The organism is Amycolatopsis sp. NPDC058278 (assembly GCF_042881395.1).
Lineage (GTDB): Bacteria > Actinomycetota > Actinomycetes > Mycobacteriales > Pseudonocardiaceae > Amycolatopsis.
Genome location: NZ_JBHVXZ010000104.1, coordinates 1 through 26,495 on the forward strand (window position 1 = coordinate 1; position 26,495 = coordinate 26,495).

Consider the following 26,495-nt stretch of genomic DNA (forward strand, 5'->3'; position numbering starts at 1 on the left):
GCCTGGTCACACTGGCGCCGACGCCACCAACACCGCGCCCGACAAGCCCACTACCAGCGAAGACACGCCATCAATCACGAAGTGCGGCTGGAGTACTAATACTCCAGCCGCAGATCGTAATCTTCATGGTTGAAGGGTTGTGGCAGCGGCCACTGAGAACTCCCAGGTACGGCCGGTCTCCGTATGGTTGGCCGGATGAGCAGGGACATACGCATGTGTTTCATCGGCGACTCCTTCGTCCAGGGGATCGGCGACCCGGAGTACCGGGGATGGGTCGGCCGGGTGCTCGCGGCTACCCGTGACGACATCACGGCCTTCAACCTCGGCATCAGGCGCAACACCTCCGAGGACGTCATGCGCCGCTGCTGGCAGGAGGTCCTGCCCCGGACCCTGCCCGATGCCGACAATCGGCTGGTCATCTCCTTCGGCAGCAACGACGCCGTCGAAGAGGGCGGCAGGGTCCGTGTCGCTCCGGATCGCTGCCTGGACAATCTGGCCTCGATCCTCGATGAATGTTGGCGTCGGGCGATCGCAGCGCTGGTGGTGGGCCCGCCACCGGTCATCGGCGCAGGTGCGGAGCATCTGCGGCGGACTTCAAAACTCGCCGGCGAGATGGCCGCGCTCTGTCGATCACGTGACGTCCCGTTCATCGGCACGACCCAGGACCTGGCCGTCGACTCCGTCTGGATTCGGGAAGCCATGGCCGACGACGGCGCGCACCCTGGAAGTGGCGGCTACGAGAGGCTGGCGGACCTCATACGCGTGGACCAATGGCACGAATGGATCAGCGACCCGCGCCCCTGACTGGCGGCAGCCGTTGCCCACCGTCACCCTTCGTCGCATTCGCGGCCAGATGGCTCCCCATCAACTGGCCGCGGGCAGGGAATCAGAACTGGTCACCCACGGGCTGCTCGGCGTCGGTAGTGGCTGTGGCGGGCGCGGGCTTGGTGGCGTCGGCGCCAGGCGGACCAGCGCATTCGGTGGGCGGTGTCGCGGGTGGGCCGGGCGACGAGAGCGGTGAACAGGCGCTGGATCTCGTTGCAGGTGAGCGGGATCAGCCCGTCAGAGCTGGTCCCGTCGTCGGCCGGGGCTTGGTCGCGGCATTCGAGGGCAGCGGTGACGGCGAGGAAGGCGTGCGCGATCAGGGCCAGGGTGACCCAGCGGTGCCAGGAGCCCCAGCGGCGTACTTGGTGCTCGTCCAGTCCCGCCAGTGTCTTTGAACTCTGGAATGTCTCCTCCACTGTCCATCGGCTTCCCGCAACCTTGACCAGTGCGGACAGGGGGAGCGGGCGGAGCGAGTAGCAGCGGTAGCAGGCCAGCTCGCCGGTGGTGCGGTTGCGGCGGACCATCAGGTGCTGATGGCCGGTCGGATCGCCTGCGGTGATGGCGATCAGTGCCCAGTCGTAGTAGCGATGTCCCTTCGCGCCGTGTCCGGCCGAGAGCTTCTGCCAGGCCCGGCGCGGGATGCGCTTGGCGAGGTGGTCGGCCCGTTGGGGTCCGGCGGGGGTAGGGATGTGGTGGGTGCGGGAGACCGCGAGCACGTAGCCCAGTTCGCGCGCCTCCAGCGCGGCGCGAAGTTTCGGGTTGTCGCCGTAGATCTCGTCGCCGGCCGCCCACGCGGCCGGGGCTCCGGCGTCCAGGGCGCGTTCGATCATCTGCCAGGCTAGTTGTGGCTTGGTCGCGAATCCCACATCTTGCGGGACAGCTGCAAGCTCGCAGCGTTCCTGGTCGCCGGTCCAGGACTTGGGCAGGTAGAGGGCGCGGTCGATGCCGGCGTGGCCGTGCCGGGAGGTGTAGGTGAGGTAGACAGCGACCTGGGCATTCTCGATCCTGCCCGCGGTGCCGGTGTACTGGCGCTGCACTCCCACCGTGTGGGTGCCCTTCTTCAGATCACCGGTCTCGTCGACCACGAGTACGGCCCCTGGTCGTCGGCCAGGTTCTCCAACACGAACTCGCGCAGGTCGTCACGGACCAGGTCGGCGTCCCACTTCGCTCGCCCGAGCAGGTGCTGCAGCCCGTCCGGCGTGGCGTCCCCGATGTACTCGGCGATCGTCCAGCAGTTCTTGCGCGGCAGGTCTGCCAGCAGCCCCAGCATCAACTGTCGTGTCCGACGCCGGGGTTCGACCCGCGCGAAGCGGCCGCGATCCGGCCCATCAGGTCCTCGAACATTGCCTGCCAGCGGGCAGGCACTACGCTGTGACCTGCGGCCACCGCAGGGTCTTCTGTCTTCACACACCGATGATCAGCGATGGCGCACCCGTCTCCGCACCGACCCCACCAGCAAGATCACGATCTGCGGCTGGAGTACTAACCAACAGCGCACGCATCTCGGCAGAAGAGGACGTTCAAGTGTGGTGTAAGCACCGCGGCGGGCGGATTGTGTGGGCCTCTGAGACCGGCGATCGTTGGGTCAGGGCTGGCGAAGGTTGCTGATCACGGCTTCGGCCATCTTCGCTACGTTGCCGCAACGGTCGTCAGCCCAGTAGTTCTTGGGCAGATCCTCTCCGATGATCTGGAAGGTGAGCATCTGCTGCTCGGTGGCCCGACCGACATCGAGCAGTTCATCGGCGGTCCGTGCTGGTGAGGCCGACGGCGCGGTGAGTGGGCGTATCTTCCTGGCCGGTTTGGAGACGGTCGCGTTCGCGCTCATCGATTCGATCGACGAGCAGCCGAATAGGGGCGCGGTGGTTCCCGAACGGCTGCACCCCCGTCGGGAGGATCGGCCACCGCGTCGGCGATCTGGTCCTTCGTGGGCGGGCTGCACGGATCGGCGTTGAACTTCGCCAGGTCGAACGGGCGGTCGACTTGGTCCAACGGCAGCGGGGCACCGGTCTGCGCCGGCGACGGCGGCTGGGCCAGCACATGGTCGGTGTCGACGAGCCGCATTCGGTGAGTGGGCTCGCCGACACCCCGGGAAGCGGGCCCGGTCCCCGCGCCGCCGCTTCAGGTGTGGTCGACCTCGACCAAGGCCGGCGCGCTGCAGGGTGAGGAGGAACACAGGCACACGCAGCAACGTTCTGACCTGCATAGACGTCGGTCGCTGTGCTTTGTAAAAGGGTAGGGATGGGCGAACCTCTCGCCAATTTTCGTCGCGTTATATCGGCGATATATCGAATCGTGGATCCGGCTCCTGCCGGTCTTGGCATCTCTCAGCGGTCGGTGACGGTGTCGACGGTCGGATTGGCGCCGGCGATCCGGAAGCTGGCCGACGAGAACCTGCAGGTCCGACTCGCGGTGTCCCTGCACACGCCGGACGATGAGCTAAGGGACACGCTGGTGCCGGTGAACAATCGCTGGTCGGTCGACGAGGTCCTCTCCGCCGCTCGGTACTACGCCGACACCTCGGGACGCCGGGTCTCGATCGAGTACGCGCTGATCCGGGACATCAACGACCAGCCTTGGCGTGCGGAGCTGCTGGCCAAGCGACTGCGTCGGCACCTGGGCCAGCTGGTCCATGTCAACGTGATCCCGCTGAACCCGACGCCGGGCAGCAAGTGGGATGCGTCGCCGAAGCCGGTGGAGCGGGAGTTCGTGCGCCTGGTTAACGCCGGCGGTGTCGCGTGCACAGTCCGGGACACCCGGGGCCAAGACATCGCCGCGGCCTGTGGTCAGCTGGCCGCTGAAGGCTGAGTTTTGTTCATTTCGATGATGGAGTGTGTGTCGTGATGTATGCGCCCAGCCTGTTGGATCCGGCTGTGGAGGAGCTTCGGCTCGCGGATGTGGTCGGTCGTGGCGCGACCGAGGTGGCTCGTGAGGCCCGGTCCCTGTTGGGTGAGCGGTTCAGCTCGGTGACGTTCATGTACGTGCTGATGCGGGCGTTCGAGATCGAGTACACCGCAGCCCGGGACGCATCGCGGTGGCACGAGTTCCATGGCGGGCCGCGGGCACTGTCCGACGCTGATCTCGAGAAACTGCTCGCTCCGTGGTTAGAGCGCTAACCATTCGATCAGCCGTCTGAGGTGGGGCAGCGCGTGCCCGACTTCGGCGCCGCGAACCGTGGACAGCTGACTGACCAGCTGAACGTGCCTAGCTGCCCTCGGTCGACGTGCCATCTGAATGAGACGTCCATGCCCGCGGATACATGCTCCGACTGACATGCGGGGATGCTGTTTCGACGACTGGTGCATCGTGAGGCCTGCGGCTGGCGGCGACACCGGATGCGGTAGCGGCGACAGCACGGGGACGTGGAGATGAGCCAGGTCCAGCGCACGTGCATGGTTGTCGCGAGATGCAGCAGGATGGTGGCGACTACGCCGTAGGTGACGGTGAGGACGTAGGTGCCGAGGCTCGCATCAGGCAATCCTCGAAGCTGACGTGAACAGTAGACCGTCTCGTTCAGCTGTGCGGATACACAGCCTGACGAACCATGCATCCCGGGCTAAGGTCATCGCTACGATTGAGCTTGCACCGCCAAGTGAGAGAGCGCTCAGGGGAGAGAGGGTGGGTCGCACGTGGCGCGTGGTGCTCAGACCAAACCACCTTCTGTCAACCGGCGCGAGGCCAACGCACGGCAGTCTGGTAGGCCGCCGCCGACCTTGGGCCAAGCGGGTGAAGTGCCGCTGTCTGCAGAACATTCACGACCGCCAACACGATTGCCCGGGCGACAGGTCGTGTGTACCGCAACACCGGGAGCGTATGTGTCTCGTGCCAACGCCTTTCTCAGCTGGTCGACCTCGGACTCCCGGATCGAGCCCCTCGCCGATCTGACGAGAAGTTGGCTGTTCACCCTGTTCGAGGGGGAGATAAATTTCTTCTTTTCGCGCGAAATCGAGCCCGGCGACGCCGCCCTGTCGAGCTTCTACGAAGCACTGAACCGCGCCGATCTCGGATTTGTCTTCCTGTCCCAGCGGACGGCACGCAGCCCATGGGTGATCTACGAGAGCGGCTGCCTCAATCCCTCGCTCCGCAAGGGCAAGGTATTTCCGTTGTTGTTTGATCTCACGCCACGAGAGCTGAAGACCATCTGCCCGCCGCTAGCGGAGTTCCAGGCAGTTTCGCTGCGGAGCAGCGATCACGTCCGCCGGTTGGTCGACAAGGTGTGCCGTCTCATCGACCTGGACGAAATCGCTTCCATGCGGGTAAAAGAACGATTCCACCGTAGCTACGGCGAACTGGAACAAAGCGATCAAGTCCAGGGTCGACAGCAGGCGGATGCTGCCCGACCGGTTCTCGGGAACGATCGCCTACAACGACAACATCGGCGGGTCAACGAACTTCCAGATGCCCGCCTTGTTCGGCGAGTTCGACAGGGAATTGCTGCTAGTCGGCATCAACTTCAACTTCCTGCTAAACCTGAAGAACAACACGGAGAACTTCGCCGCCCTGCTGGACGCCCTCGCCGAAAGGCCGGAGCGTCGGGTCAGAATCCTCGTCGCCGACCTCTGGGACGAGAAGATCCTTTACACGTACGACCGCGCGACCTTCGGAAGTGGCCGCACCGAGTTCCTGGGCCTCGACGCGAGTCTTCGAAATGTTTCCTCGCCGCACTACCTCGATACCTTCGCGCGCTCGCACCTCAACGAGGACGCATACGCGCGGGTGCGCAACCAGCTCCGGATCAAGAAGATTCCGTTGCTGGCCGACACGTTCTGGTTCGTGGACCCCGACGGCACCCACCTCACGGGCGACATGCTGTTCGCGCTGATGACGTCGGCCACCGGTCGTGATCGGCCCATTTTCTACGTCAACCAGTCCGAGAACCCCACGCTCTATTCGAAGCATTACGACATGTGCCGAGCGGCTTACGACCTCAGCGCCGAAACACTGTGGCCCCCGGCGGCCGGGACGACGGCGTGACTGCTCCAGGGGAACACCATGACCGGGCAACTGCACGACGGCTCCTGCACGGCTTCCGGGCCGCGCTGGGCACCCGCCGCGGTCTGACCACGGTGGCCCGGGATGCACTGACCGTCTTCGGCGTCGTCGGCGGAACGTTGCAGGTCTACAACATCCTCGCCCCACACGCCACCTATCCCCCTATCGTCATGGCCGCGCTACTTGGCCTGCTCCCCCTCGCTTTCGGTCTCATCCACGCATGGCCACGACGCACGCTCACCCGCCGGCTCCGTCATCCCGACGTCACCATCACCGTCACGGTCGGCGATGTCCTCGACCAGGACACCCACGTGGTCATCGGCTACACCGACACGTTCGACACCAACGTCACCGACCATCGGATCATCCACCCCACCAGCCTTCAGGCCCAGTTCCAGTGCCGCTACTACCCCGACACCGGCATTCTCGACCGCGCCCTGGCCAGGACCCTGGAGCAGGTTCCGTCCCGGCCCACGCCCACCAAGTACCTGGGCAAGACCCAGCGCTATCCCATCGGCACCATCGCCGTCCTGCCTGCGGGCAACCACCTTGCGTTTTGCCTGGCCTACGCCACGATGGACGATGAACTCCTCGCCAAGGCCACCGTCGACGACATATGGTCCAGCCTCACCGCTCTCTGGGACGCCGTCCACCGCCACGCCCATCGAGAACCCGTGTCGATCGCTGTGATCGGCTCGCAGCTCGCCAAGGTCGATGCGCTCGACCGAGGTTCCCTGATTCGGCTCATAATGCTCTCGTTCGTCGCCCGCACCCGCACCCAGGCCGTCACACGGCACCTCACCGTCGTCGTTCATCCGAAAGACATCGGAATGATCGACATGCCCGAGCTGGCAGCTCTCCTTTCGACCGTCTGAGCCGCCTCAGCGGTACGCGGTGAGGGTGGCCGGTCCTTAAGACGCGTGCGCCGTCTCCGTCACCAACGCCCAATACCGGTCACCGTAGGACCAGTGCCACCACTCGCTCGGGAAGTTTACGAAGCTGCTCGCCGACATGGCCTCGATCTTCGGCTCGAACTCCCAGCTACGCGCCCTGGCGGGGTACGCGCGCGAGGACGCCACGGTAGTCCGCGGTGAGGCCTGGCGATCTTGAGATCGGCCAGGCTCGCTCGGTCATTCGGTCCGGCGCGGCAGCCGGCTCTTGCGGCCGGTGAACTTGCGCAGTCCCAGTTGGCGGAGGACGCCGTCGGCGTCAATCCACGCCTAGGTCGTCTTGACCCATTCCGCGGCCTCGGCCAGCGAATCGGGCTGGTTCCGGTCCCGGAGCGCGGCGACGATCAGCTTGAGCTCGTCGTTCGAGCGGCCGGTCAGCGCCGCGTGAAGCACCGCCCGCCCGACGTCCGCTTCGCCCGTGCCGAAGAGGTACGCGATGTCGTGCGCGATCGCGACCTCACCTCGGCCGGCGGCCGCCACGTCGGCAAGCACAGCATCGGCATGCGCCGGGAACCTGGGGCGCAGCCCGCGAACCAGCGCGGGCAGCCGGTTCACCGGCTGTCCCGCCAGAGGGGCCGGCAACGAGCTGCCGTCCGAAGCAAGCGCCGTGAGGACCTCGCCGAGTGCCGGCGTCCCCGCCTGGACCGCCAGGAACATGAGAGTCTTCGCTTCGTCCGGTGGCAGGTCGCGGAGCAAGTCGGCCAGCTGGCGGGGACCGACGCCCTCGGCGAGGCTCGCGAACATGCGCTGCTTCGTGGCCGGGTCGAGGGCGTCGACGATGATCACGGTCAGCTCGGGGTGCACCGCGATGGTTTTCGTGATCAGGTAGGCGAACCGGCGTGCCAAGTGCGGGTGTGCGTGCTGCAGTGCGGCCATAAGCGCGGCGCAGATTTCCACTCCCCGATCGACCGTCACCTCGAGAATAAGGCCGCGGTCCGCCTCGTCGCTTCCGACGAGCAACTCGAGCAGTCCCAGCACCATCCGACGGCCCGCGCTCTCCCGGAGCACCTTCTTTGCGTCGACCGGACGTCCTTCTTCACGCAGCAAGGCGACGATCTCCAGGACCGATCGGGCGAGCCGGGATGCGGCGGCCAGCGAGCAGATCCGGTAAGCCGCCATTTCGTGGTTGCGCAGCCGCGCCCCGACGGCGAACGCGATCACCTCGGGGATCGGCAACAGCTCGGCCGCCCGGGCCACCACCAGGTCGGCGTGCGCTTCCTGCTCCGTCTCCCAGAAGACGTCCGCGACGTCCAGCAGCGAACTGACATCATGCGCGCGCCGGACGAAGCCCTGCGCGACCTCGGCGCTCTCCGCGACGTGACCGGCTTCGGTCATCGCCTTACACAACTGAGCCACGGCCAAGGGAGGCCAGGTGGCCACGATGCCGGCCGCCGCCGCGTAGAGCCCGAACGCGACTTCCTCCCGGCCGACTTCGCGCAGTTCGTCGGCTAGAGCGACGATATCCGCGCCGGGCAAGTCGCTCGCGGCGCGGAGGATCAACCGGTCCACTTCTTCGCGCAGTCCCACGAGCCACAAGGCATTGATCAGATCGCTCAGCCCGCTGCCCGCCTGCGTGGCGCCGAACGCGGCGTTCAGGAGTTCGACGAGTTCGTCGTCCCGACCGTCGACCTGGAGCAGGCGAGCCAGGTCCGCGGCATCCGGCGCGCGGCAGGTCCCGACGGTTCGAACGAGCTGGATCGCCACGTCGGGAATGTCCATATCATACAGCGCATCGGCGATCCGCAGCACTTCCGCCGGTGCCCGCCGGGCCGCGCCCGCGAGCACGACGCGGATGTCCTCGGCGTTCCCGTGTCGCCGGAGCAGCGCGGCGATGGCCGCGACTTCCTGGTCTGCCCGCAGCGCGGCCGACGCGGCCAAGAGCTGTTCACCGAGCTGTTCCTGCCCGTGCGCCCGCATGGCCTGCACTTCGAGGTACATGTCCGCAGGCCGGCGCAGGAGCAAAGCTTCCATGCCAGCTGGCGGTTGGGGCAGTTCGCGGGCCGGATCACTCACCGGCTCCCGTGCCGGACGAACACCGAGGCGGTGCCGGTTACGGACCAGCGCGATCGCCATGCCGTCATTGCGGGTGCGCTGCTGGGGCACGGGGAAGTGCCGGGCCTGCATGTCCACGCGCACGTGGTAGAACAGCGTCTCCATGTCGAGCAGGTCCGGGCCTTCCGGCAGGCCGTGGTCCAGCTTGTCCACCAGCGCCCCGGTGAACGCGGTGTAGGGCTCGTCGGGAGGTGCCAGCGCCACGCTCGTCTCGGCCGATGCGGTCATGAGGTAGGTCCCGTCCACCCGGGCGTGGTCGGCCAGCTCGGCTGAACCGCCCATGCCGCCTTGCAGCGCGCGACCGCTGTAGCAGCAGTCGAGGATCGCCACTTTGCCGTAACAAGCCCGTGCGGTGCCGACGATCTCGCGCCGGATGTCGTCGTAGCGGACCGAGCGGTAGAGCCGGTCGTTCGCCGCGCCCGGCAGGGCGAGGTAGAGATCCGAGCGATCATCGAGCAGACCGTGCCCGGCGAAGTAGAACACCAGGGCGTCGGATGCTTCGGACGCGGCCGCGTGCACGGCCTCCAGCACGTCGTCGACGGAGCCGGGGTTGAGCAACGTGACGCAGTGTTCGTCAGGCAGTCCCCACAGGTCAGGGTCGGTGAACACCCGGTGCAGCGTCTCGATGTTGTTCCGGACCGCGGGCAGCGCTTCGAGGCTCGTGTAGTCGGACACCCCGACGAGGACGGCCCGTGAAGCGCGAGGATCCGGCAGCCCGGCCCGCGGTCCGGCGGCATCAGTCATCGTCACCCGGCGCCACGGGCAGGTTCAAGCACTTCACCATGGCGTTTTCGTCTTCGGTGAGCGGCATGTTGAAGATGAACTGTATCGGCGGCGCAGCCTTCCTCGACCGGAGGAAGCTCGCCCACGCGACGCCGAGGTTGGCGAGCCCGGTCAGCGTGCCGATCGACATGCACACGACCTCGACCGCGCCCATGTGCCCGGTGTCCGATGTCGCGGTCGTGCTGATCTTCACCGTCCGCACGACATCGACGTCCTGTCTGAGCCAGTGGTAGAACTGCTCAAGTACCTGTTCATCGCCCTCGGCGCTGATCGTGAGTTCCACTCGGCCTCCGCTCGAAGTCGCTTACCTCCCCCAGTCGCACGGGGAGGCCGGTTCGTAACGGCGGCCCGGAACCTTTCGCGGCTATGGCCGTCTGTATTCGTGGTGCGACGCGGCCAGGCGTTGGCCTGGCCACGTCGCACCAGTTCGCGTGCGTGGCGCGATGACGTGCTACCTGCCGATGAGGTGGGCAATCACGTCGTAGCCTGCGGCGGTGATTAGTCCAGAAGCTCCTGAAGCCAGCCAGCGGAACCGCTCGAGGGAGCGCAGGCGGGTCTCGTGGTCAGCGCGTTCAGCAGCGAGGAAGTCAGCCGTAGCTTCCATCTTGGCGAGGCGACGCAGGTTCTTTCGGTCGAGTGTCACGTGAGTAGTGCTTGCGGCGCACGACGGGCACCCTCGTGTGGGCTTGGACATGAGGAATTCACCCTTTCGGGTCATTCCTGGTACCCATCTCCAGGCGACCGCGTGCGTGGGACGTGCCCAACTCACACCGATGCGGTGCGGGTGCTTGCGTTCAACTTTAGCACTGCGGGCCAGCGCGGGGGATCCATCGTTCATGTGGCGGCAGGTAGATTTTCGCGCGCCACGCGAGGCCGTGCTCGTCGGGGATGGTTCCGCTCTCTGGATCTGAGTTCTCCGTGAGCCCCTGCGAACCTGTTCTGGCAGCTTGTCGAGAAATTCTGACGACGACAGAGTCGGAGGAACCGCAAGCTCTACTAGATCGGCCGAGTCGAGTCGGGTATGGCCGTGTTTGCATCCGACCTGCCACCATCGGGTGAGTCCGTCAAAACTGTCGGCAAACGGCCAGTTGCATACGCCATGTTTAGGTTTGCCGCTCGATGTCCTGCCGACAAAATATATCCGGCTGCCGCCATCTTGAAGTGCGAAACAGTATACCCGGCTGAGTAGGCAGCCGTTATCGCGGCAACGCACGGCCACCTGGGGAAGGGACGCGCGTCGTCGTGCGCTCATGGCCTGTAGCTGAGACGCGTACCAGTCGTTCACCTTCTGCCATAGCGCAAGTTCGGCCGGCCACGTCACCGACTTCATCCAGTGCTTGAAAGCTTCGAAGTCCGCTGGGTCTTTCGAGCGAAACCAACGTTCGTCGAGCTCGTGGCGTCGTTCGTAGCCAGCCGTTGCTTCCAGCTCGGCCTGCCACACCTCTCGCGGTTCGCGGATCATCGGTCCAGCTCCCAAGTCATGCGTTCGCGGTCGTGCTCAGGAGAGTGTCATGACGGACGGTGCGCCGAGGTGTAGCGGCACGCCGATGAGGCGTCTGCGTACTGGGGTCGCGGCCGTCGGCGGCTGATGAGCGCGATCTTCGAATCCTGGAGCCAAAACAGTCGCTATGTCGAATTTGCCAGAGGATGCCCAGACAAGTCCAGTGCTCGACTCTGCGCAGCTAGTACGCATCGAGGCGACTCACCGTGGGTTCGGCTATCAGCATCTCTACGCGGTGGCGTGTTGCCCGCGATGGCGGTGCATGCAGGCCTCCGACACCCCAGCCGAGGACCTGAAGCTGCCGCGGTCGCAGCCGCCTGGATGCCCTCGGCCGCTAGCACCACACGACGGCCTATGGTCTGTCGCGTTCGCTTGGCGGGGCCGGCTCTGCCATCCATGAACTTACGAATGGGTGACAGTCAGACGGCTGAGCTCTTTGAGGTAAGTGGAGGCGCGCAGCGTGGTGTTCGAATTGGCCGGTGTGCCTGGGTTGGTGCGGAGCGTCGCGTTGGGGAAGGACGGCCCCGGTTCTCCAGTTGGCACTCCGCGGATGATCTCGATGTTGTTGTGGCATTTGCTCATTGCAGACACTATCTCTTGGTAGGTCAGAACATTGTCGCCAATGACCGTCGACGTGTTCGCAAGCCGTAGCGAGAAGGGGTCCGTTCGCCCGAAGTTCTTGATCTTCGACGTCCCAGTCAGCTTCTCGTCGGCGTGTTCTATCGCGTTGCGTGAGTACGCCAGTCGTCGCTCCTGTCGCTCAGTCAGGCGCGGTCCCGCTCGGCCGATCTTGTTCTCGCGAAGTGCTCGAGCGTTGAGCACCGTTCGATGCAGGGCGCTGATGCAGTTCTCCATGTGATCGATCGCCCGCAGGTAGCGGCTCGTCTGCAGCGAGGTGCCGGGCGCGACGTATGCCAGTAGTTCCGTACGGGCGGCGTCGTACTCTCGCAGGGCCTTGTCGGTAAGCCGTGCAAAGTTTACGAAGAGACCGACCAGTATGCGATCCGGAGGTATGCCTGCCGGGACTCCTGAAAAAGCTCGGTCGAGCAGAATGTTGGTGACGCTCCGGTTTGACAGGTGGTCGACCGGCGGAATCGCCAGACCTTCCTGGCTGAGACTTACGCGGTCGGCGCGGGGCATGGTCGCGTTCATACGGTAGGTAGCCGCGATCCTCAACTTGCCACGCCGGTCCCGAGCCCGGCGTCACTCGCGTCGATCGGTCGGTTCACACCGGAACGGACCAGCGGCGGGGTGACGCTGGGCCGGGATGGACGCGTGCGCGGTCAACAGCCTGCGGGCAGCCCTGCCGGAGTTGGTCACCCGGCGTTACAGCGTCATGATGGCAAGACACGTCGTCGCGTGGGACGGTCACCGGGATCCACCGTGAGGAGACGCGGCATGGCGGGCAAATACGAACCCCTCGAGCGGCATCTCGCCGCGCTCGCGTCTGCTGACCAGGCTGCTGCTGAGCTTTCCTTCGCTGAGATCGCGGATCTGGTCAACGGTCTGCCGGCCTCGGCGTACGAGCGGCGCCAATGGTGGGCCAACAACAGTCACACGCAGGCCCAGTCCTGGGCGAGCGGCCGGCTGGCACGTGCAGCAGGTGTACTTCGCTCGGCAACTGGTCCGCTTCGCCCGAGGTACTGCTGGCGTTACCTACCTCGCGCGCGGCGGACGGACGGGCTCGGAGCCGGACGAAGCCCCGCTGGTCGCGGGGCCCGAACCCGTGGACCTGGAGGTTCGGGTGCGCATGACCTGGCACGTACCCGCACCCGTAGTTCTCGACACAGCCGGCGATCTCCTGTTCCCAGACCTTCCCCGGTCGCCTGGCATTTACCGGCTCACATTGTCGCGCGCTCCGGGTGAGGGTGGCCGCCCTCGCGTCTACGTGGGGGAGTCGGATAACCTGCGCAAACGCTCGAGCCAGTACCGACGACCCGGCCCGACGCAGTACACGAGCCTGCGGATCCACCAGGACCTCCGCAACCACCTCCGCGGTGGGGGGACAGTCACGGTCGAGGTCGCAACATCCGCGATGATCACGGCGCGAGGCTTGTCGCGCGACCTGTCCCTGGCCCGCAAGACTGCTCGCGTGCTCGCCGAGCATGCCGTCCTGGCATTGACCTACCTCGATGATGCCGCCGAGGTGATCAATCGGGACCGGATAGCTCCGGCGCGTGATCTCGGAGGCGCCATCTGACGCACCCTACTGCAGACCTATCGACAGTCAGGGTGGCGAGCGAGTTCGCTGCGTCTGATCGGCCAGCCACGTAGCACTATCGGGCGGAACCGCGACTACTCATACATGGACCAGGTCAATGACATGTCCGAGATCCAGAGTCGCGGACCGGCGAACCGCAGGGCGACACTTCGCAGAGCCGAAACCGGCACTGGTTCTCAACCGGTGCGGCGCCCGTGAACGATCACTCCTGGGCAGTAGTCCGATGACCACTGGCGATGCCACAGCACCCCGAAAGCCCAAACTCGCCAAGGTCGAGCTAACCAAACTCGGCCGAAAGCCCCACGGCTGCCCGCCTGAGGTAACGCCGAGCTGGGCCCGCCTGACAGCCACGCACAAAGCGATCACTGGCCTGTTCGACACACTGCATGTTCTTCGGGAGAGAGCAGCACAAGAAGGTAACCCTCGTCGGCTGACCGAAGACCAACTCGATCAAGTACGTGCCTCAATCGTGTTCACCTCGGCAGGGCTCGATGCCTGCCTTCGGCGTCTGTTGCGGGATGCATTACCGACCCTCATCCGGGCTGGCGGATCCCCGCATGGGAAGTTCACCGGCTACCTGCACGAGAACAGGCTCAAGGGGGAGCTGACGAAGGCAACGAAGATCGCCATCACCGATCCAGACCCACGCACTCGACTGATCGAGCTCTATGTCGCAGACTTGGCGGGTTCGAGCTTGCAGTCCTGGGAGGACCTCAAATCAGTCCGTGACGCATTGGGACTAACCGCGCAGAACCTCTCGGATCCGCAACTGCAGGGTCTCAAAGGCTTCTTCGCCGCGCGTAACGAGATAAGCCACGAGCTGGACCTTGTGGACCCGACAGGCCGTGGTGACCGCGGCCGGCGTCACCGCGACATGATCGCCGTCGGCGCGCAATGCGATCTCGTGATCCACGTCATCGAAGACTTCCTGCGCGACACCGCCAGCGCGCTGAAGACCGTGGCAGCTGCCAACCCGCATTGACGGCTGCCCGATCGGGGCCGACCTGGTTCACCGGGCAATTCGCCGATGCCATTCGACCGCGTGGATGGCGCCTCGAAGGACCGATCTCGGCGTCGAGTGGAGGGGGTCAACCGATCCTCGACCCGCTGGACAAGGCCATCGGCGCGCAGGTACCACTGGTCCGCAAGGACATTGCCGGGCGCGCCAGCGCAACCCGGATGCGACACCGGCGGAGGTTAGCCGCACCATGGAGCGAATGTACGTCGGCGCGCTGGCGAGCACGGGACCGCGGTCGGGACCACTGCGGCCCCGCCGCTGTCGGTACCGGCATCGTGCTGGCGCTGTTGGCGGGTGAGTTCCTCTCCGCGCTCGAGCTAATAGGTGGCCGTCGTAACCTTGCGATGTCGGCCGAGGCCAAGCCTGCGTGGATGCAGCGGACGTCAAGACCGTCTAGTGCTCTCCAAGGGCGACCGAGTTGGGCCTATTGTGACTCTTGCCGGTCGCACGGGCCAGCGGACGGGCCGAACATGATTTGCGGATGTTGACGCGTCGTGGCGGGGTAGATATGAACCACCTACTTCGTTAATCGGGGTAGTTGGTATCGAAGGCGCCAGCGTTTTCTGTGTGTAGTGGAGTGACCTTTGGCGGCGCTGGTCCAGGCAGTAATTGGCGACGTGTCAGCAACGTTTCAGTTCGCTGCCAACTGGAATGTCATTGTTTCGTTGTGTGTCAATCTGTAACTTCCTCGACTTGCCTGCGACTGTTCTTGTTAACAGGCCGCGAGGCGGTCTTGGGAACCTGGAGGTGTAGCACATGGCGGAGCCAGCCGATGACGGATTAGTGATCATGAACAAGGAGGGCGTGTCGCTGTCCACTGCGATCGCGTTGCTGCGCTCGGAGCTGCGGGAAGCTGCCGAAGAGGGCGAGAACGAGCGATTCCAGTTCAAGGTGCTGTCGATCGAGCTAGAGCTGGATCTCGCGGTCAAGGCGACCCGTAAGGCCAATGGGAATCTCAGCCTGTGGAAGGTACTGACCGTTGGTGGCGGCCTTGAGGGCGAGGACTCGGCCAAGCACCACTTGAAACTTGTGCTCGCACCCCACGATGCCACGCTGCCTCCGGGTGCCGAGACTAAGATCGGCGATCGCCAGTAGCGCCAATGTCGGATGAACTGGTCCTCGTCGAGGAGGAGTACCTTCCGCAGCTCCGCAGACTCGTACTCGTCCGTGGACCGATGATCGGGTCCGGATACCTCCTAACCTGCGACCTGGTGTTGACCGCAGCGCACGTCGCGGGGCGCCGTTTCGGCACCTGCAGTGTGACCCGGTACGAACACGATGGAGCCACAAAGGGGCGCGTGCTCTGGAGTGACGACGGCTTGGACGTTGCGTTGGTTCTGGCACCGTCCGCAACGGGGGAAGGGCTGGTCGACCAGGCCACATGGGCCCGGCTGGACGGCTTGGACTTCGTCAGGTGCCACTCTTTTGGCTACCCCTGGACGGGCCGTGGGAAAACCGGTGTCGACCGGCGCGCAGAGCATTCCCATTGGCAGGTGTCACCGCCAACGGGGCACGAGGTTGGGCGATACGCAATGCAACTCGTCGGCGTCCAGCCGCTGGAACGTAAACCCGAGAAACAAGGAGAAGAACCGCTGTCGCCGTGGGCTGGCGGGTCAGGTAGTGCACTGTTCACGCGCCAAGGCAACCGTCTGGTCGGGGTCGTCGTAACCGATCCGGCACATTACGAGACCGGTCGGATTGAGGCGACGCGGGCCAGCGCTCTGCTAGCCAATCCTGAATTCCGCGAGGCGCTGAAGGAATTCGAAGTCGATGTCAAGTTGCACCATGTTTTCGGCGATGTCTCCGAGGCGAAGGCGGTCAGACGCTGGGAGCGGCCAGCGGCGGAGGAACGGCACGATCTGCAAGTGGTGACCGGGAATTGGCAGCCGCATCTCGGGCCGCCTGAGTTTCGCTATTCCGAGCGATACCGGCTCGACGCCCTGATCGGCGTTACCCGGATGCCTTTTGCCATAGTGCTGGGTGATGTTCGGGACGCGGATGATCGGCGCGGACCGCTCGTGTCGGCACTGAACGCCGTCGAGGCGGCCGTGTCGGACGAAGTGCCGGAGGAGTCTCCGGAAGAGGGATCGCAGGAGCGGCGTCAGTCGGGTCGGCGCTGGTTCGAGCTCGCTGACCTCGAAGTCGACTATTTGCGCGAGCCGGCGGCGGTTACTCGCCGGTTGCTGGGGCCCGAAGATTGGACGCGGAGAGGCGCCGGGGCGTCCGTCGGTTTCGTCATGCCCGTCTTCGCCGTTGAGGCTGGACTTGCTCCGCAGACCAGACAGACGATCTGGCGGAGCATCGGGAACTTGCGGCAGACGATCCAGGGCGCGGCCGTGGTCGTTCACGTCATCGCGGGCACGGCACTGGACGCGGTGCGCGCGGCAGCTGAGGTGGCCAGCTCGGCCCCGCTGACCGCATCGCGCCCCGCTACCTTGTTGATTCGGCCTGGCGACCACGTGGAACCGCTTGAGATTACCGGCTTTCTGGGCGGACGCGGCCTACGCTGGGCGGCCCTTGATGAGGCTGCAGCTGGCCGTGGTGACGATCCCGAGGCGTTCGTCGCCATTCTTAATGACGGTGATCTTTCCCTGGCCGACGAGGTTGACCTGCTTCGGGCCTTGCGCATCGTGGATCCGGGTCGGCACCCGGCGAGGCTCGAAGCGCACGCGCGCCTGCGTGCCGCACCGCACCATTGGGCATCGCTCACAGTGGCCGCCGAGTGCGTCGAGGACGTGGATCTCTGGCTGACCGCCGCCGAGGTGGTGCGTCCGATGGACCCGGCGGCAGTGCCGATGGCGCTGATGGACCGCGCACTGACCGAGGCGATGCTGCTCGAACTGGTGCGACGAAACCGGCCGCCCGGTGAGGTGCAGCCGTGGGGCGAGCATCAGGTCGGATCGGCCGGAGCGGTGTTGTGGTCGCTACTGACCTGGTCCGGCTCGTCCTGGGAGTGGGACCTGGATGCGGCCAGCCGGGTGAGCGACCGGCACGCGGCCGTCGTAGCCGCTGCGTTCGTCCGTTGCGGGCACTCTGTACTGGACCTGCCGCCCAGTGCTGCGGAACTTCCCTTCTACTGGGCGGTGCTGACCCGGGCGGCGCTGAAGTCCGGCGTGGCCGGAGCGATCGCGGCGCTGCCTGACCACCTCCGCGCCGTGGTCGAGGCTACCGCCCAGCCCAACGACCAAGAACTGGCGAACCTGATCGACTCGCTGCGTCCGCAGCTCCCGCATCTAAGAACGAGGTAAAATCCCATGCTGGCCGACTGGTACTTCTGCGCCGCGATCCGCTTGTCGCCCAAAGCGACTCACGACTTCCTTGATCTGCTGGCCGCGCTGGACCGGCGGCCCGGCGGGCCGCCGGACGACCGGGACGAAGTGCACGCCGCACTGGACCAGCTTCAGTACGCCGAGGCGGGCCAACTGCTGTACGCCGTGCCCCGGGTGCTGCGCACCGCGACCGCCTTCGCAGAGGACCAGCGGATCACCCACGTCGCGAGCGCGCGCCTGCGAGAGGCGGAGCAGCTTGTCGGCACAGGTCCTGGCCTGCTGACGTCGACGTCGGCCTCCCGGTCCAGGGCCACCACAGACCGGGTGCGGGACATCGTTGAGCGGGTTTCCGGCCGACCGAACGACGACCGGCCACGCAGCGATCGGCCGTACCTGGACACCATCGAATTCGGTCCTGAGGTGCTGGTGTTGGCGGCACTGGACGACCTGTGTCGGCAACAGCGGAAAGCAGCCGTCGCGGCTGCCGACGATCCGACCATCGTCGCCCTGCTGCGCCGTGCGGTCCGCGGTGAACACGGCCGGCTGGCCGCCACGCTGGCCGGTGCCGTGCTCACCCGCATCGACCCTGCACGCATCCTGTCGACGCTGGCCTCGGGCGCGGCCGGGACCGCATGGTTGGAACCCGACTTACTTGCTTTGTTGGCCACGGCATCGTTCGGTACCGGACCGGACATCGACCACACCCGGCTCGCCGCCGAGTCCGCGGATCACGCGGTGCTCCACGGCCTGATCGACCGCGAGCCGGAGCCGACTGGCGGGCGACTCGACGAAATCCGAGGGCTCCTCGGCTGCCCGGGCAGCCCTCCGGAAGGCCTTGCTGCCGTCCTTTGGCACCTCACCCTCGGGCGGCTCGCCGGACCCGAGCAGGGGCCGGACGCCATACCGTGGCTGCGTGACTGGCTGAGCACCCCGGCCACCCCACCGCCACCGACGATGCCCGGCTCGGCCGTGCCATCACCGTGGATCGCCCGGCGGGACAGCAAGTGGGGCACGGCACGGCGCGAGGATACGCAGCAGGACCGGGAGCGCAAGAGCAAATTCCAGCGGTGCAGTGATCCGTTGCGGTTCATGGGTCTGCTAGGGGCGGCGGGGCTGGCCGTTGAGCTCATGCGTGCGGCCGCGCCCGAGCCAGGCAAGGAGGACCCGGCACTAGAGTTCTTGCTGCACACGGCGGACGTCCTGGCCGACGTCCGGCACCGGGACCTGTGGACCAAGCTGGCCCGGGGCAACCCAATGCCCCCGGACGTGCGGCTCCCCGGCCCGCTCGCCGGGCTCGCATTGCACCTGAACACGTTAGTGGCTCGAATCGGTACCTGCAGGGACCGGGCCAGCAAGCCGACCCGGATCGTCCGCTGGCTGATATCCCAGGGCACGGAGGTCCGACCAGGCACCGAGTCGGCGAAACTGCACGAGGTGGCCGCCTCACTGGGAGCGACCCAGTGGATCTACGACGCGGCATCCGGACTCACCGGGTTGTCCGAATTGGAACCATCGAACCGCTGGTTCGTGGCTCCTGGCGACGGGCCGGTCGCGCGGCCGCCGGCCCGGCAGCTGCTGGCTTGGATCGTCCGGCGTATGCACGAGCAGGCAGCCGAACCCGGTGCCGGGCTCGGCTGGGCCGGGTTGGTCTCCCGGCCACAGCTGCTGCTCGAGCAGCTGTGGCCGAACGAGCCGACTGACACCCTCGCTGACTGGACCACCCGGCTCTCGGAGGAGCGGGCGCGGCTGGGCGCCGCTGAATTTCTGCTCAGTAAGCCGGTGCCAGTGGAGCGGTGGCGCGAACTCTCCGATGCCGCGCAGCAGCATGTCGGCGGGGGTGGTGCGCCCCTCGCGTTGGCCACAGTGCGGCTCGCCGCAGCGCTGCTGGAGCCGAGCCCGGCTGAGCTATTCGATCCGTGGTTCGCTGCCTGGGCCCAGCTGGTCGACGCTATAAACACGCCTATGGGGTTCTCTCGGGAGAACCGGCGGCATCTCATCTCGCTGTTCTCCCTCGCCCCGCCGGACATTGACGGCCGCTACCGGTTGCGACACGTACTCGAGAAGGCGGTCGACATCCTGGTTGAGTTCTCCCAGGGAGCGCCCAGCGACCTGTGGCTCCTGCGCGACGCACTGATCGCCGATGGATTCCTGGGGGCAGAGACGCTGCAGGTGCTGCGCACGCGGCTGCTGCATTCTGTCTCGGTGCCGCACAGGCCTGCCGCCTCTGGACATGCACTGAACAGTCCGAACAGCGTGCTGGCCGGGCAGCGCACGCGGAACCTGCGCAGGCAGATCATCCAAGTTTTTCTCAACGACGTGGGGGCGAGCCAGGTCCTGACCGCGACCTCGCCGCATGCGACGTTGGCCCAGCTGTATCGCGGGTTGTGGGAGGGCAACCAGTTGTGGACGCCGCCGCGGTCGGTCGCCGAGGATGCAACGCCGTCGGCGGTGGTCGACCCACGCTGGCTTGACGCCTTGTCGATCAGCCACCGCGATCAGCGGATCAACTACCGGGTCGTGGACTGCTGCGGCCCGGATGAGCTGGACGCCACCGGGTTGCCGCGCATCGCCGACCCGAGCCTGATGGACCCCGAGGAACGCGAGCGCTGGTTCGCGGGCATCACTGGCCTAGCGCCGACGCTCGGTGTTGTCTGCGCCGCCGACACGAACACGGTCTGGGTGAACTGCGGCGCGCCGTCCCCGGTCGCCGTGATCGGCACCGCCGAGGTGGGGGAGCCCGTGCGGGTAGAGCTGGAACGACCGACCCCGGGCGAGCCAGTGCGGGCTGCCAGGCTGACCGCGCTGCCCGCAGGTGCCCCGCGCCCCGGTGAGGTGCGCACCGCCGTGGTGTGCACCCGGGCTGGCTCGCCCGACGCCGGTGAACTGGTACGCGTCGAAGTCACCGGTGTCTCCGATGCCACCCCCTCGCTACCGAGCCGGGCGGTATCCAACCACCGGAAGGCGCATGCGGCCTGGGTCCAACGCTGGGACCCGGACACGACCGCCGCGTACCGGCCCGGCAGCGAGGTACACACCGTGGCCCGGCTGGCCAACGATGGCTTCTGGTACCCAGTCGACCGAGGCATGACCGAGCTGGTGGCCGCGCTGACCGCCGCAAAGCAGGTGGCCGGGGCGCCCAAACCGACTCCGGTCACGATCGTGACTGCCGGGACGCGCGGCGCGAGCACCTGGCGGCTGTGCACCGAACCCGGAGTGTGCTACCTCGTCGACTCCGCCGACTGGCTCCCCTTGGACCGCAACCGGTTGGTCTCACTCGGTCGAGAGGGTGACCTGACCGGCCTGCGCGTCCGGCTGAGTCTCGCCGTTGACGAGGAGACCGGGCTGCCCCGGCTGACCATGGGCGGCCGGAGCCCGGACTTCACCAACCCGGCCTGGGCGGCTCTGGACACCGCGCCCGGTTTGGTCGCTGAGGTAGCGCTGGACGGAACCTGGGTGCTAGCCGTTCCTGAGTCGGAACCGACGCTCACCACAGTGCGTGTCGTCGGACTGGACACGGCCACCACGACGCGAACCGGTGTCGTCGTCGGGTCATGGGACGCGGTCGACCAACGCACCGGGACGATGGAAGCCAGCCCGGTCACCCTGCACACCCTCAAGAATCCGGACCAGCCGACGGATGACCTGCGGTTCGATCGGCTGCACCGCCTCCAGCCGGGAGACCTGCTCACCGTGGATCGCCTGCTCGGTCGGGCACCGCGGGACGGTGCCTGGCTCGCGATGACTACCGACGGGATGGTCGTCGACGTCGATGCCGAATCGATCACAATGCTGCCGATCACCGGCACGCGGGAGCGCCCGCTTGGTCGCGGACGCACTCTGTTGGTGCACAACACTGCGCCGCGACGCAACCATGCGCGAGGCGTAGGACAGCCGCTCCCAATCGACGAGCTTCTCCGCGACACGTCTCAGTCGGTGCGGCACTTCGCGACGAGCACCGATCATCTCACCGGCGTGTGTGCCGCGCTGCCGGACGGATCCGCGCAGGGAGGCACCCTGTACACGCTCTGGCTGCAGATCAACGGGCGGCCGCACGTGATCACTGTGCCCGCAACCGCGTTCACGGTGCTGCCGGTCCGGGCTGGAGATCCGCTCTCGGCCGATCGGCACCCCGACGGCGGATGGGTCGTCGAGGCACGCCCGCGCTTCGTCCGGACGCGCGCGCTGTGGGAGGTGCACCGTACCGGCCAGGTTCCGGCCCAGCGCGTCTACTTAGGCACGGTGGAGGACGGCGACGGCCTAGCTGACGTGTCTCTGGAGCGCGGCAGCCCCCGGTTGACGCTGACGCCGGCGACTCCGAACGCCTGTCGGGAACACCTGGACCCGATGCGCGGCCGGCCCGCCGAAGACCCTCTGGCCGACGCCGAGGTAACCGTCCGGGGACCGCGCGTGCTGCTGACCACCACCGCAGGCACCTTGTCCGGCGGGGCCACCTCGTTCGTGGAGCGGGACGCGACCTACCGCGTGGTCGGTGCGCGCATCTCAGCCGAGGTTGTCGAGGTGAGCTCTGGCCAGGAGCTGTGGCAGCTGGAACGTCAGTTCGACTTGCAGCAGGTGACCAGGCGGCGTCCCGCCGCCGACCAGCATCAGCTGGCCCGAGCCTGGGAGGAGTACCTTGCCGGGGACCGGCACGTGCACGGAGCGTTGCTGGACGGCCGGCTGCGGCTGTCTGCCCTGCACGCACCGGATCCGGGTGGCGGCTGGACCGATCTGGTCGACCTGGACGACGACGAGTACACCTGGGTCGACTCCGAATACTCCCGCGAAGACGTGCGAGCCGTGCTCGTCAAACGGGACGGTCGATGGCTGGCTTCGTTCGCCGGTACCACCCCGTTCAGCCTCGATGATGCGGTGGTACAGCTACGGCAGCTTGGGATGTCGGTGCGGCCGAACGCGGTCCGACTGCCGGTGGGCCTGCGTTACGCCGGCCGGATCGGCGAGCAAGGCCAGGCCCGGCACCGCTTCGAATGGGGTTTCGGTTGGCGGGCGGAGATCCCCGAGGACCGAATCGAGGTCGTCGGAAAACCGCTGACCGGGGCATTCCCGATGTTCTTCGGCGAAACCCTCACCCACGCCGGCTTCCCTCGCCGCGGCCAGCACACCGTCATCGACCTCGACAAGTTCACGATCGAGGAGACCGTGTCACGGCAGATCTACGACGAAGCGAGGAACCGCATCGTGCACCGGGTCGAGGTCGACGTGTTCTTAGCCTCCGGCAAGGTCATCGTGCGCACGGTGCACGGCAGGCAGCGGGGCTTCACTGCGGGGGAATCCAACGACTCTGCGGCGCTGCCGATCACCCGCGCCGAACTGGACGACGATACCGCGCGCCGGCTGCTTGCCGAGGTCGCCGAGGACCCGAATGCGACATCGGATCAACCGCACCGCCGCGAACTGCTTGCCCGTCTCGACGAACACCACTTCACCCGCTCACAGGGGCGGGCACTGCGGTTCTTCGGTGTGCGCAGTCTCGCCGCAAAACAGCGCTTGTTCATGGTGGCCGGGGATATCGTGGAACGCGACAACGATGTGGTGCTGGAACTGGAACTGCCGCCCGGTCTGTCCGGCTGGCGCGGCCGCCGGCCGGTCGTCCAAGTGCAGCGCAGGCAGTTCTCGTCGCGGGAGAGCCTGCTCCGGCAGCTGCACCGCGCCGACCGGGGCTTCCTCAAAGGCAGCGTCCTGCTGGTGGAGGTGGAGGACCAGGGGCGCGCCGAACACGTGTGGCGGGGCACCACCAAACTCTCTCTGAGCAGGCGGGTGGACCACCTGTTCGACTACGTCCGGCTCCGTGACGGTCGCTGCTATGCGGTGCTCACAAGCGTGAGTAGTGCTGGAGTGGGGCTGGACTTCCGGCCCGGGGTGTATTTTCGAGTGCCTGCTGACCGGTTGGACGCACAACCCGGACTCACCCCTCGGTCCGTTGTCCGGCTGGATCTCACGCCCAATGGGCGCCTGGCCGTGGTCTGCGCGGTGCCCGACGATCGCGCGTATCTGCCCGAAACTGGCCGCCCAGTCGTCCTGCTGCCCAAACAACCGCTGCTGCGCGACAAGGTCGCGGCGGACATGGCCAATAAGGAACGGATGTTCACCGTCGCTGGCCTGCCAGGAATACAGCCGACCGCCGTGCCGCCGGAGTCCGACGGTGCCACCGTGATGAAGACGGCGCACCCCAAGATCGCGGTGGTCCGGATCCGAGACGACCAGGCGGTCATAGCCGCGGCGAACGGCAAGGGCCCCGTCGTAGGCCGCGTACACGTCGATCGGTCTGCCGGCGAGGCCTTCATAGAGCTGGTGCAGGGCGAGCGGCGGCCAGCAAACTGGGCGCAGCTCAGCTTCGCAGACGCCGGAACGTGGCAGATCGCCGACTCACTAGGGCGGCACGGCTGGACCTTCCACGATCGGCTGACCGGATGGTGGCCGGTGGTGAAGAACAACATCGCCCGTTTCACCCCGAAGGCCCTCAACGACTCCGACACCGTGACAGCCGCGCATGGACCGGTGTTCTTCGCCGACGGCAGGTCACTGCGATACCCGCCGGATCAGCTGCGCCGGTTCGGGTTCCCCATCGGCGATGTAGTGAACCGCATGTCAGACGAGATCGGCGACAAACCGAGTGAGTACGTGGTAGCCAGTCCGGTACTGGAGGAGTCCGGTGGACTGTGGATCGAGATCGCGCCCGGCCGGGTAGTCGAGGTGTCCGCCGACCTGCTGGTCGCCGGCCCGGGCGATCAATTCCGGTCGCTGCGCCACCTGGACTGGAGCCGATTTGCTGCGGGCGACCGGGTACGCCTGGCCCGCTACCAGCCGGAGAACGACCATACGCAGGTGTCCTGCATCGCACTCCACTCCTGGATTGCGGGCCCGCGGGCAGCGTTCCGCGGCCGGACGCTGTTGCCGATCGCCGACACCGACTCCCGCGGCATGCGGCTCGAACTCGGCTGGGGCCGGTATCGGCTGTTCTATCCCGTAAGCCGGGCTGGCTTGCCGAAACGGAGCGACCCCAAAGCTGGCTGGCTGGGCGCGGACAACACCTTTCGGCCCGCATACCGCCAGGACGCACCCAGGGTCGGCGATACAGTGCTGATCACTCGGCACGGCAAGACGGGAGTGCTCACGGCCTGTGGACTCTACGGCTGGACCGTGCGAGTCGCCCCGGCAGGGGAGCACGAATGGCCCGGTTGCGAATGGCTGCACACTGCGTTGAGCGATGTGGCCGGACTGGAACGGTGGATGCAGCTGTTCCGGGGTTCACTTCCGGTAACAGTGGAGCAGGTCGGCGAGCGTGAGATCGTGGTCTCCCGACGGCGGCAACCGCCCGGCCGGGTCGACCCGGGTCGGTGGGTGCGCGGCCAGGTCGTCGACCTGATCGACGATACGACTGTGCTGGTCACCACTGGCCCGTCGCTGCTCACCGTTGCAGTGCCCGACCTGGTGCCTGGCCTGCCGGCCGGTCTGGCCGCGGCTGCAGTGCGCGCATTGGCAGAGGAGCGCAGGCCGAAGTGGTTCCACGCCGTTGCCGACGGCACGCTGATCGGCGGCCTGCCGGTGGAAACGGTGCCGTCCGACGTGCTGGTAGTAGCGCAACAGGTGATCGGTGACGAGCACGGCACCCTCGGCGTGTTGTGCCGCCAAATCGACTCGGCTGGCTACCGGTGGCTACCCGCCGAGGAACTGGGCTGGGTGGCTGGGTTGAGTGAAGACGAGGTCACAGGGTTCACCACTCAGCGCAGCGGCAGTCGGATTGCCGGTGCCGTGCGCGCGGACGGTTCCCTCTCAGTTGCCGATGCTCGAGACGGCACGCATCGCTTCGCCGCCCTGCAGCCTGGAAGCTGTTTCCGAGTCGTGCTCGAGCAGGAACGGATCAACCAGACCGGGCCGCATCGCTACCTGGCGACCCTGTACCAGACCGACGTGCTGGTCGAGTTCGAGACTTCGAGCACCTTCCCGCTGGGCGGCGACCCGATCAATGTTGAAGTATCCACGGTGACCAGCAGGCCGCAGCGCCGCGTACTAGTGGTCGAACGGGGAGAGCGCCGCATCGCCCTTGACCTGCCGCATCCGCTGGTCGCTGCGCTGCGCGGCGGGCCTGGACTGGCCGCCTCTGTGGATCGGACCAGCACCGACCTCGTGCGGTGTGTTCGCAACGGAGGCAATCCGGACGATTTGCGTGCCGGGCTGAGCGTGTGGTGGCGGCAGTATGGCGACGCGGCCCTTGGCCTGCGCGCCGACTGGCTCGATGCGTCGTCGCTGCTCGCGGCGACGTTGGCTGCCGCCCAACTCGAAACGGGCCAGTTCGGCCCGTTGTCGGTCTGGTTGGGCTGGCAGGCCGGGGTCCGGGCGGCCCGAACCCTGCACGCCGAGCCACTCGTGGTGGAGTGGCTCCAGCACCCCGACCGGCTGCGGACCGGCGAATGGCAGCGACTCACCGAGGTCGCCGAGATGATCGATGTCGAGGTGACATTGGCCAAAGCGAACCAGATCGCCGCGTTCTGTGCCGGAGTGCTCGGCCGCGCCAAGGTCCGCGAGGACCCAGGCCTGACCGCGATCGCCAACAGCTTGCTGGTGGCAATAGGGGAAGCACCGGCCGCGCCACCGGCCCCCGGACATGCGCGGTTGGCCCGGCTCGCCGCCCTCGGCCGGGCGCTCACCCCGCCCATCGGTGCGCTAACTGCGCAGTCTGCTCTACTGGACCGTCAGCAGCTTATGCTCCGTGCTGCATTCACCGACCTGGTCGGCGACGCCGCGTACCTCCCATTACTTCCGCCCGCTCTACCCTGGCCCGACTCTCGCGTCGAACTTGCCCACACCCTCGCCACTACCACGACAACTGCTTTCACCGACGCCCCTTGACGGTGCAATATCAAGAAGC

14 protein-coding genes and 2 pseudogenes are annotated in these 26,495 nt (G+C 66.6%); 10 read left to right on the forward strand and 6 right to left on the reverse strand.

The window, feature by feature from the left end; all coding sequences use genetic code 11:
- Positions 1-195 precede the first annotated feature (195 nt).
- Positions 196-804, forward strand: a complete 609-nt coding sequence (locus ACFVYA_RS37615; protein ID WP_387051902.1) for a GDSL-type esterase/lipase family protein — start codon at positions 196-198, stop codon at positions 802-804.
- A 92-nt stretch (positions 805-896) separates the two neighbouring features.
- On the opposite strand, the pseudogene ACFVYA_RS37620 reads toward ACFVYA_RS37615, so the two are convergent.
- From ACFVYA_RS37620 to ACFVYA_RS37630, 3 genes and pseudogenes are all read right to left on the reverse strand, one after another.
- Positions 897-2,095 (reverse strand): annotated as a pseudogene (locus ACFVYA_RS37620) (IS701 family transposase).
- A 315-nt stretch (positions 2,096-2,410) separates the two neighbouring features.
- Positions 2,411-2,650, reverse strand: coding sequence for a hypothetical protein (locus ACFVYA_RS37625; RefSeq protein ID WP_387051904.1), 240 nt, complete (start codon positions 2,648-2,650; stop codon positions 2,411-2,413).
- A complete protein-coding gene (locus ACFVYA_RS37630) occupies positions 2,647-2,886 on the reverse strand; it encodes a hypothetical protein (RefSeq protein WP_387051905.1) in 240 nt (79 codons plus the stop codon). Before ACFVYA_RS37630 ends, ACFVYA_RS37625 begins: the two co-directional genes overlap by 4 nt.
- Positions 2,887-3,057: 171 nt before the next feature.
- On the opposite strand from ACFVYA_RS37630, the pseudogene ACFVYA_RS37635 reads away from it, so the two are divergent.
- The 4 genes and pseudogenes from ACFVYA_RS37635 to ACFVYA_RS37650 form a co-directional block, all read left to right on the forward strand.
- Positions 3,058-3,630, forward strand: a pseudogene (locus tag ACFVYA_RS37635) (radical SAM protein); the annotation flags it as partial.
- A gap of 35 nt (positions 3,631-3,665) precedes the next feature.
- A complete protein-coding gene (locus ACFVYA_RS37640; RefSeq protein WP_387051935.1) occupies positions 3,666-3,938 on the forward strand; it encodes a hypothetical protein in 273 nt (90 codons plus the stop codon).
- Between the two features lie 1,213 nt (positions 3,939-5,151).
- Complete coding sequence (locus ACFVYA_RS37645) at positions 5,152-5,796, forward strand: hypothetical protein (RefSeq protein ID WP_387051907.1); 645 nt, start codon at positions 5,152-5,154, stop codon at positions 5,794-5,796.
- Positions 5,793-6,689, forward strand: a complete 897-nt coding sequence (locus ACFVYA_RS37650; protein WP_387051908.1) for a macro domain-containing protein — start codon at positions 5,793-5,795, stop codon at positions 6,687-6,689. Before ACFVYA_RS37645 ends, ACFVYA_RS37650 begins: the two co-directional genes overlap by 4 nt.
- A 345-nt stretch (positions 6,690-7,034) precedes the next feature.
- Here ACFVYA_RS37650 and ACFVYA_RS37655 read toward each other — a convergent pair whose 3' ends face one another.
- The 3 genes from ACFVYA_RS37655 to ACFVYA_RS37665 all read right to left on the reverse strand — a co-directional run bounded on the left by ACFVYA_RS37655 (position 7,035) and on the right by ACFVYA_RS37665 (position 12,240).
- Positions 7,035-9,560, reverse strand: a complete 2,526-nt coding sequence (locus ACFVYA_RS37655; RefSeq protein WP_387051910.1) for a caspase domain-containing protein — start codon at positions 9,558-9,560, stop codon at positions 7,035-7,037.
- Positions 9,553-9,882, reverse strand: a complete 330-nt coding sequence (locus ACFVYA_RS37660) for a hypothetical protein (protein WP_387051911.1) — start codon at positions 9,880-9,882, stop codon at positions 9,553-9,555. Before ACFVYA_RS37660 ends, ACFVYA_RS37655 begins: the two co-directional genes overlap by 8 nt.
- Before the next feature lie 1,620 nt (positions 9,883-11,502).
- Positions 11,503-12,240 (reverse strand): hypothetical protein, encoded by a 738-nt coding sequence (locus tag ACFVYA_RS37665; protein ID WP_387051912.1) that lies wholly within the window; start codon positions 12,238-12,240, stop codon positions 11,503-11,505.
- Between the two features lie 454 nt (positions 12,241-12,694).
- Here ACFVYA_RS37665 and ACFVYA_RS37670 point away from each other — a divergent pair, with 454 nt between their 5' ends.
- The 5 genes from ACFVYA_RS37670 (at position 12,695) to ACFVYA_RS37690 (ending at position 26,476) form a co-directional block, all read left to right on the forward strand.
- Complete coding sequence (locus ACFVYA_RS37670; protein ID WP_387051913.1) at positions 12,695-13,300, forward strand: hypothetical protein; 606 nt, start codon at positions 12,695-12,697, stop codon at positions 13,298-13,300.
- 244 nt (positions 13,301-13,544) lie between these two features.
- Positions 13,545-14,303: a hypothetical protein gene (locus ACFVYA_RS37675; protein WP_387051915.1), complete on the forward strand. Its 759-nt coding sequence runs from the start codon at positions 13,545-13,547 to the stop codon at positions 14,301-14,303.
- A gap of 792 nt (positions 14,304-15,095) precedes the next feature.
- The gene (locus ACFVYA_RS37680; protein WP_387051917.1) at positions 15,096-15,434 is read left to right on the forward strand and encodes a trypco2 family protein; all 339 of its coding nucleotides are present in this window, start codon (positions 15,096-15,098) and stop codon (positions 15,432-15,434) included.
- 437 nt (positions 15,435-15,871) lie between these two features.
- Complete coding sequence (locus ACFVYA_RS37685) at positions 15,872-17,587, forward strand: hypothetical protein (protein WP_387051918.1); 1,716 nt, start codon at positions 15,872-15,874, stop codon at positions 17,585-17,587.
- 6 nt (positions 17,588-17,593) lie between these two features.
- Positions 17,594-26,476: a hypothetical protein gene (locus ACFVYA_RS37690; protein WP_387051920.1), complete on the forward strand. Its 8,883-nt coding sequence runs from the start codon at positions 17,594-17,596 to the stop codon at positions 26,474-26,476.
- Positions 26,477-26,495: the final 19 nt, after the last annotated feature.

Bases quoted from the DNA above. Each gene is read 5' to 3' on its own strand.
- ACFVYA_RS37615 (WP_387051902.1), top strand. From the start codon at position 196: ATGAGCAGGGACATACGCATGTGTTTCATCGGCGACTCCTTCGTCCAG.
- ACFVYA_RS37625 (WP_387051904.1), bottom strand. From the start codon at position 2,650: ATGAGCGCGAACGCGACCGTCTCCAAACCGGCCAGGAAGATACGCCCA.
- ACFVYA_RS37630 (WP_387051905.1), bottom strand. From the start codon at position 2,886: ATGCGGCTCGTCGACACCGACCATGTGCTGGCCCAGCCGCCGTCGCCG.
- ACFVYA_RS37640 (WP_387051935.1), top strand. From the start codon at position 3,666: ATGTATGCGCCCAGCCTGTTGGATCCGGCTGTGGAGGAGCTTCGGCTC.
- ACFVYA_RS37645 (WP_387051907.1), top strand. From the start codon at position 5,152: ATGCTGCCCGACCGGTTCTCGGGAACGATCGCCTACAACGACAACATC.
- ACFVYA_RS37655 (WP_387051910.1), bottom strand. From the start codon at position 9,560: ATGACTGATGCCGCCGGACCGCGGGCCGGGCTGCCGGATCCTCGCGCT.
- ACFVYA_RS37665 (WP_387051912.1), bottom strand. From the start codon at position 12,240: ATGCCCCGCGCCGACCGCGTAAGTCTCAGCCAGGAAGGTCTGGCGATT.
- ACFVYA_RS37675 (WP_387051915.1), top strand. From the start codon at position 13,545: ATGACCACTGGCGATGCCACAGCACCCCGAAAGCCCAAACTCGCCAAG.
- ACFVYA_RS37680 (WP_387051917.1), top strand. From the start codon at position 15,096: ATGGCGGAGCCAGCCGATGACGGATTAGTGATCATGAACAAGGAGGGC.
- ACFVYA_RS37685 (WP_387051918.1), top strand. From the start codon at position 15,872: ATGCAACTCGTCGGCGTCCAGCCGCTGGAACGTAAACCCGAGAAACAA.
- ACFVYA_RS37690 (WP_387051920.1), top strand. From the start codon at position 17,594: ATGCTGGCCGACTGGTACTTCTGCGCCGCGATCCGCTTGTCGCCCAAA.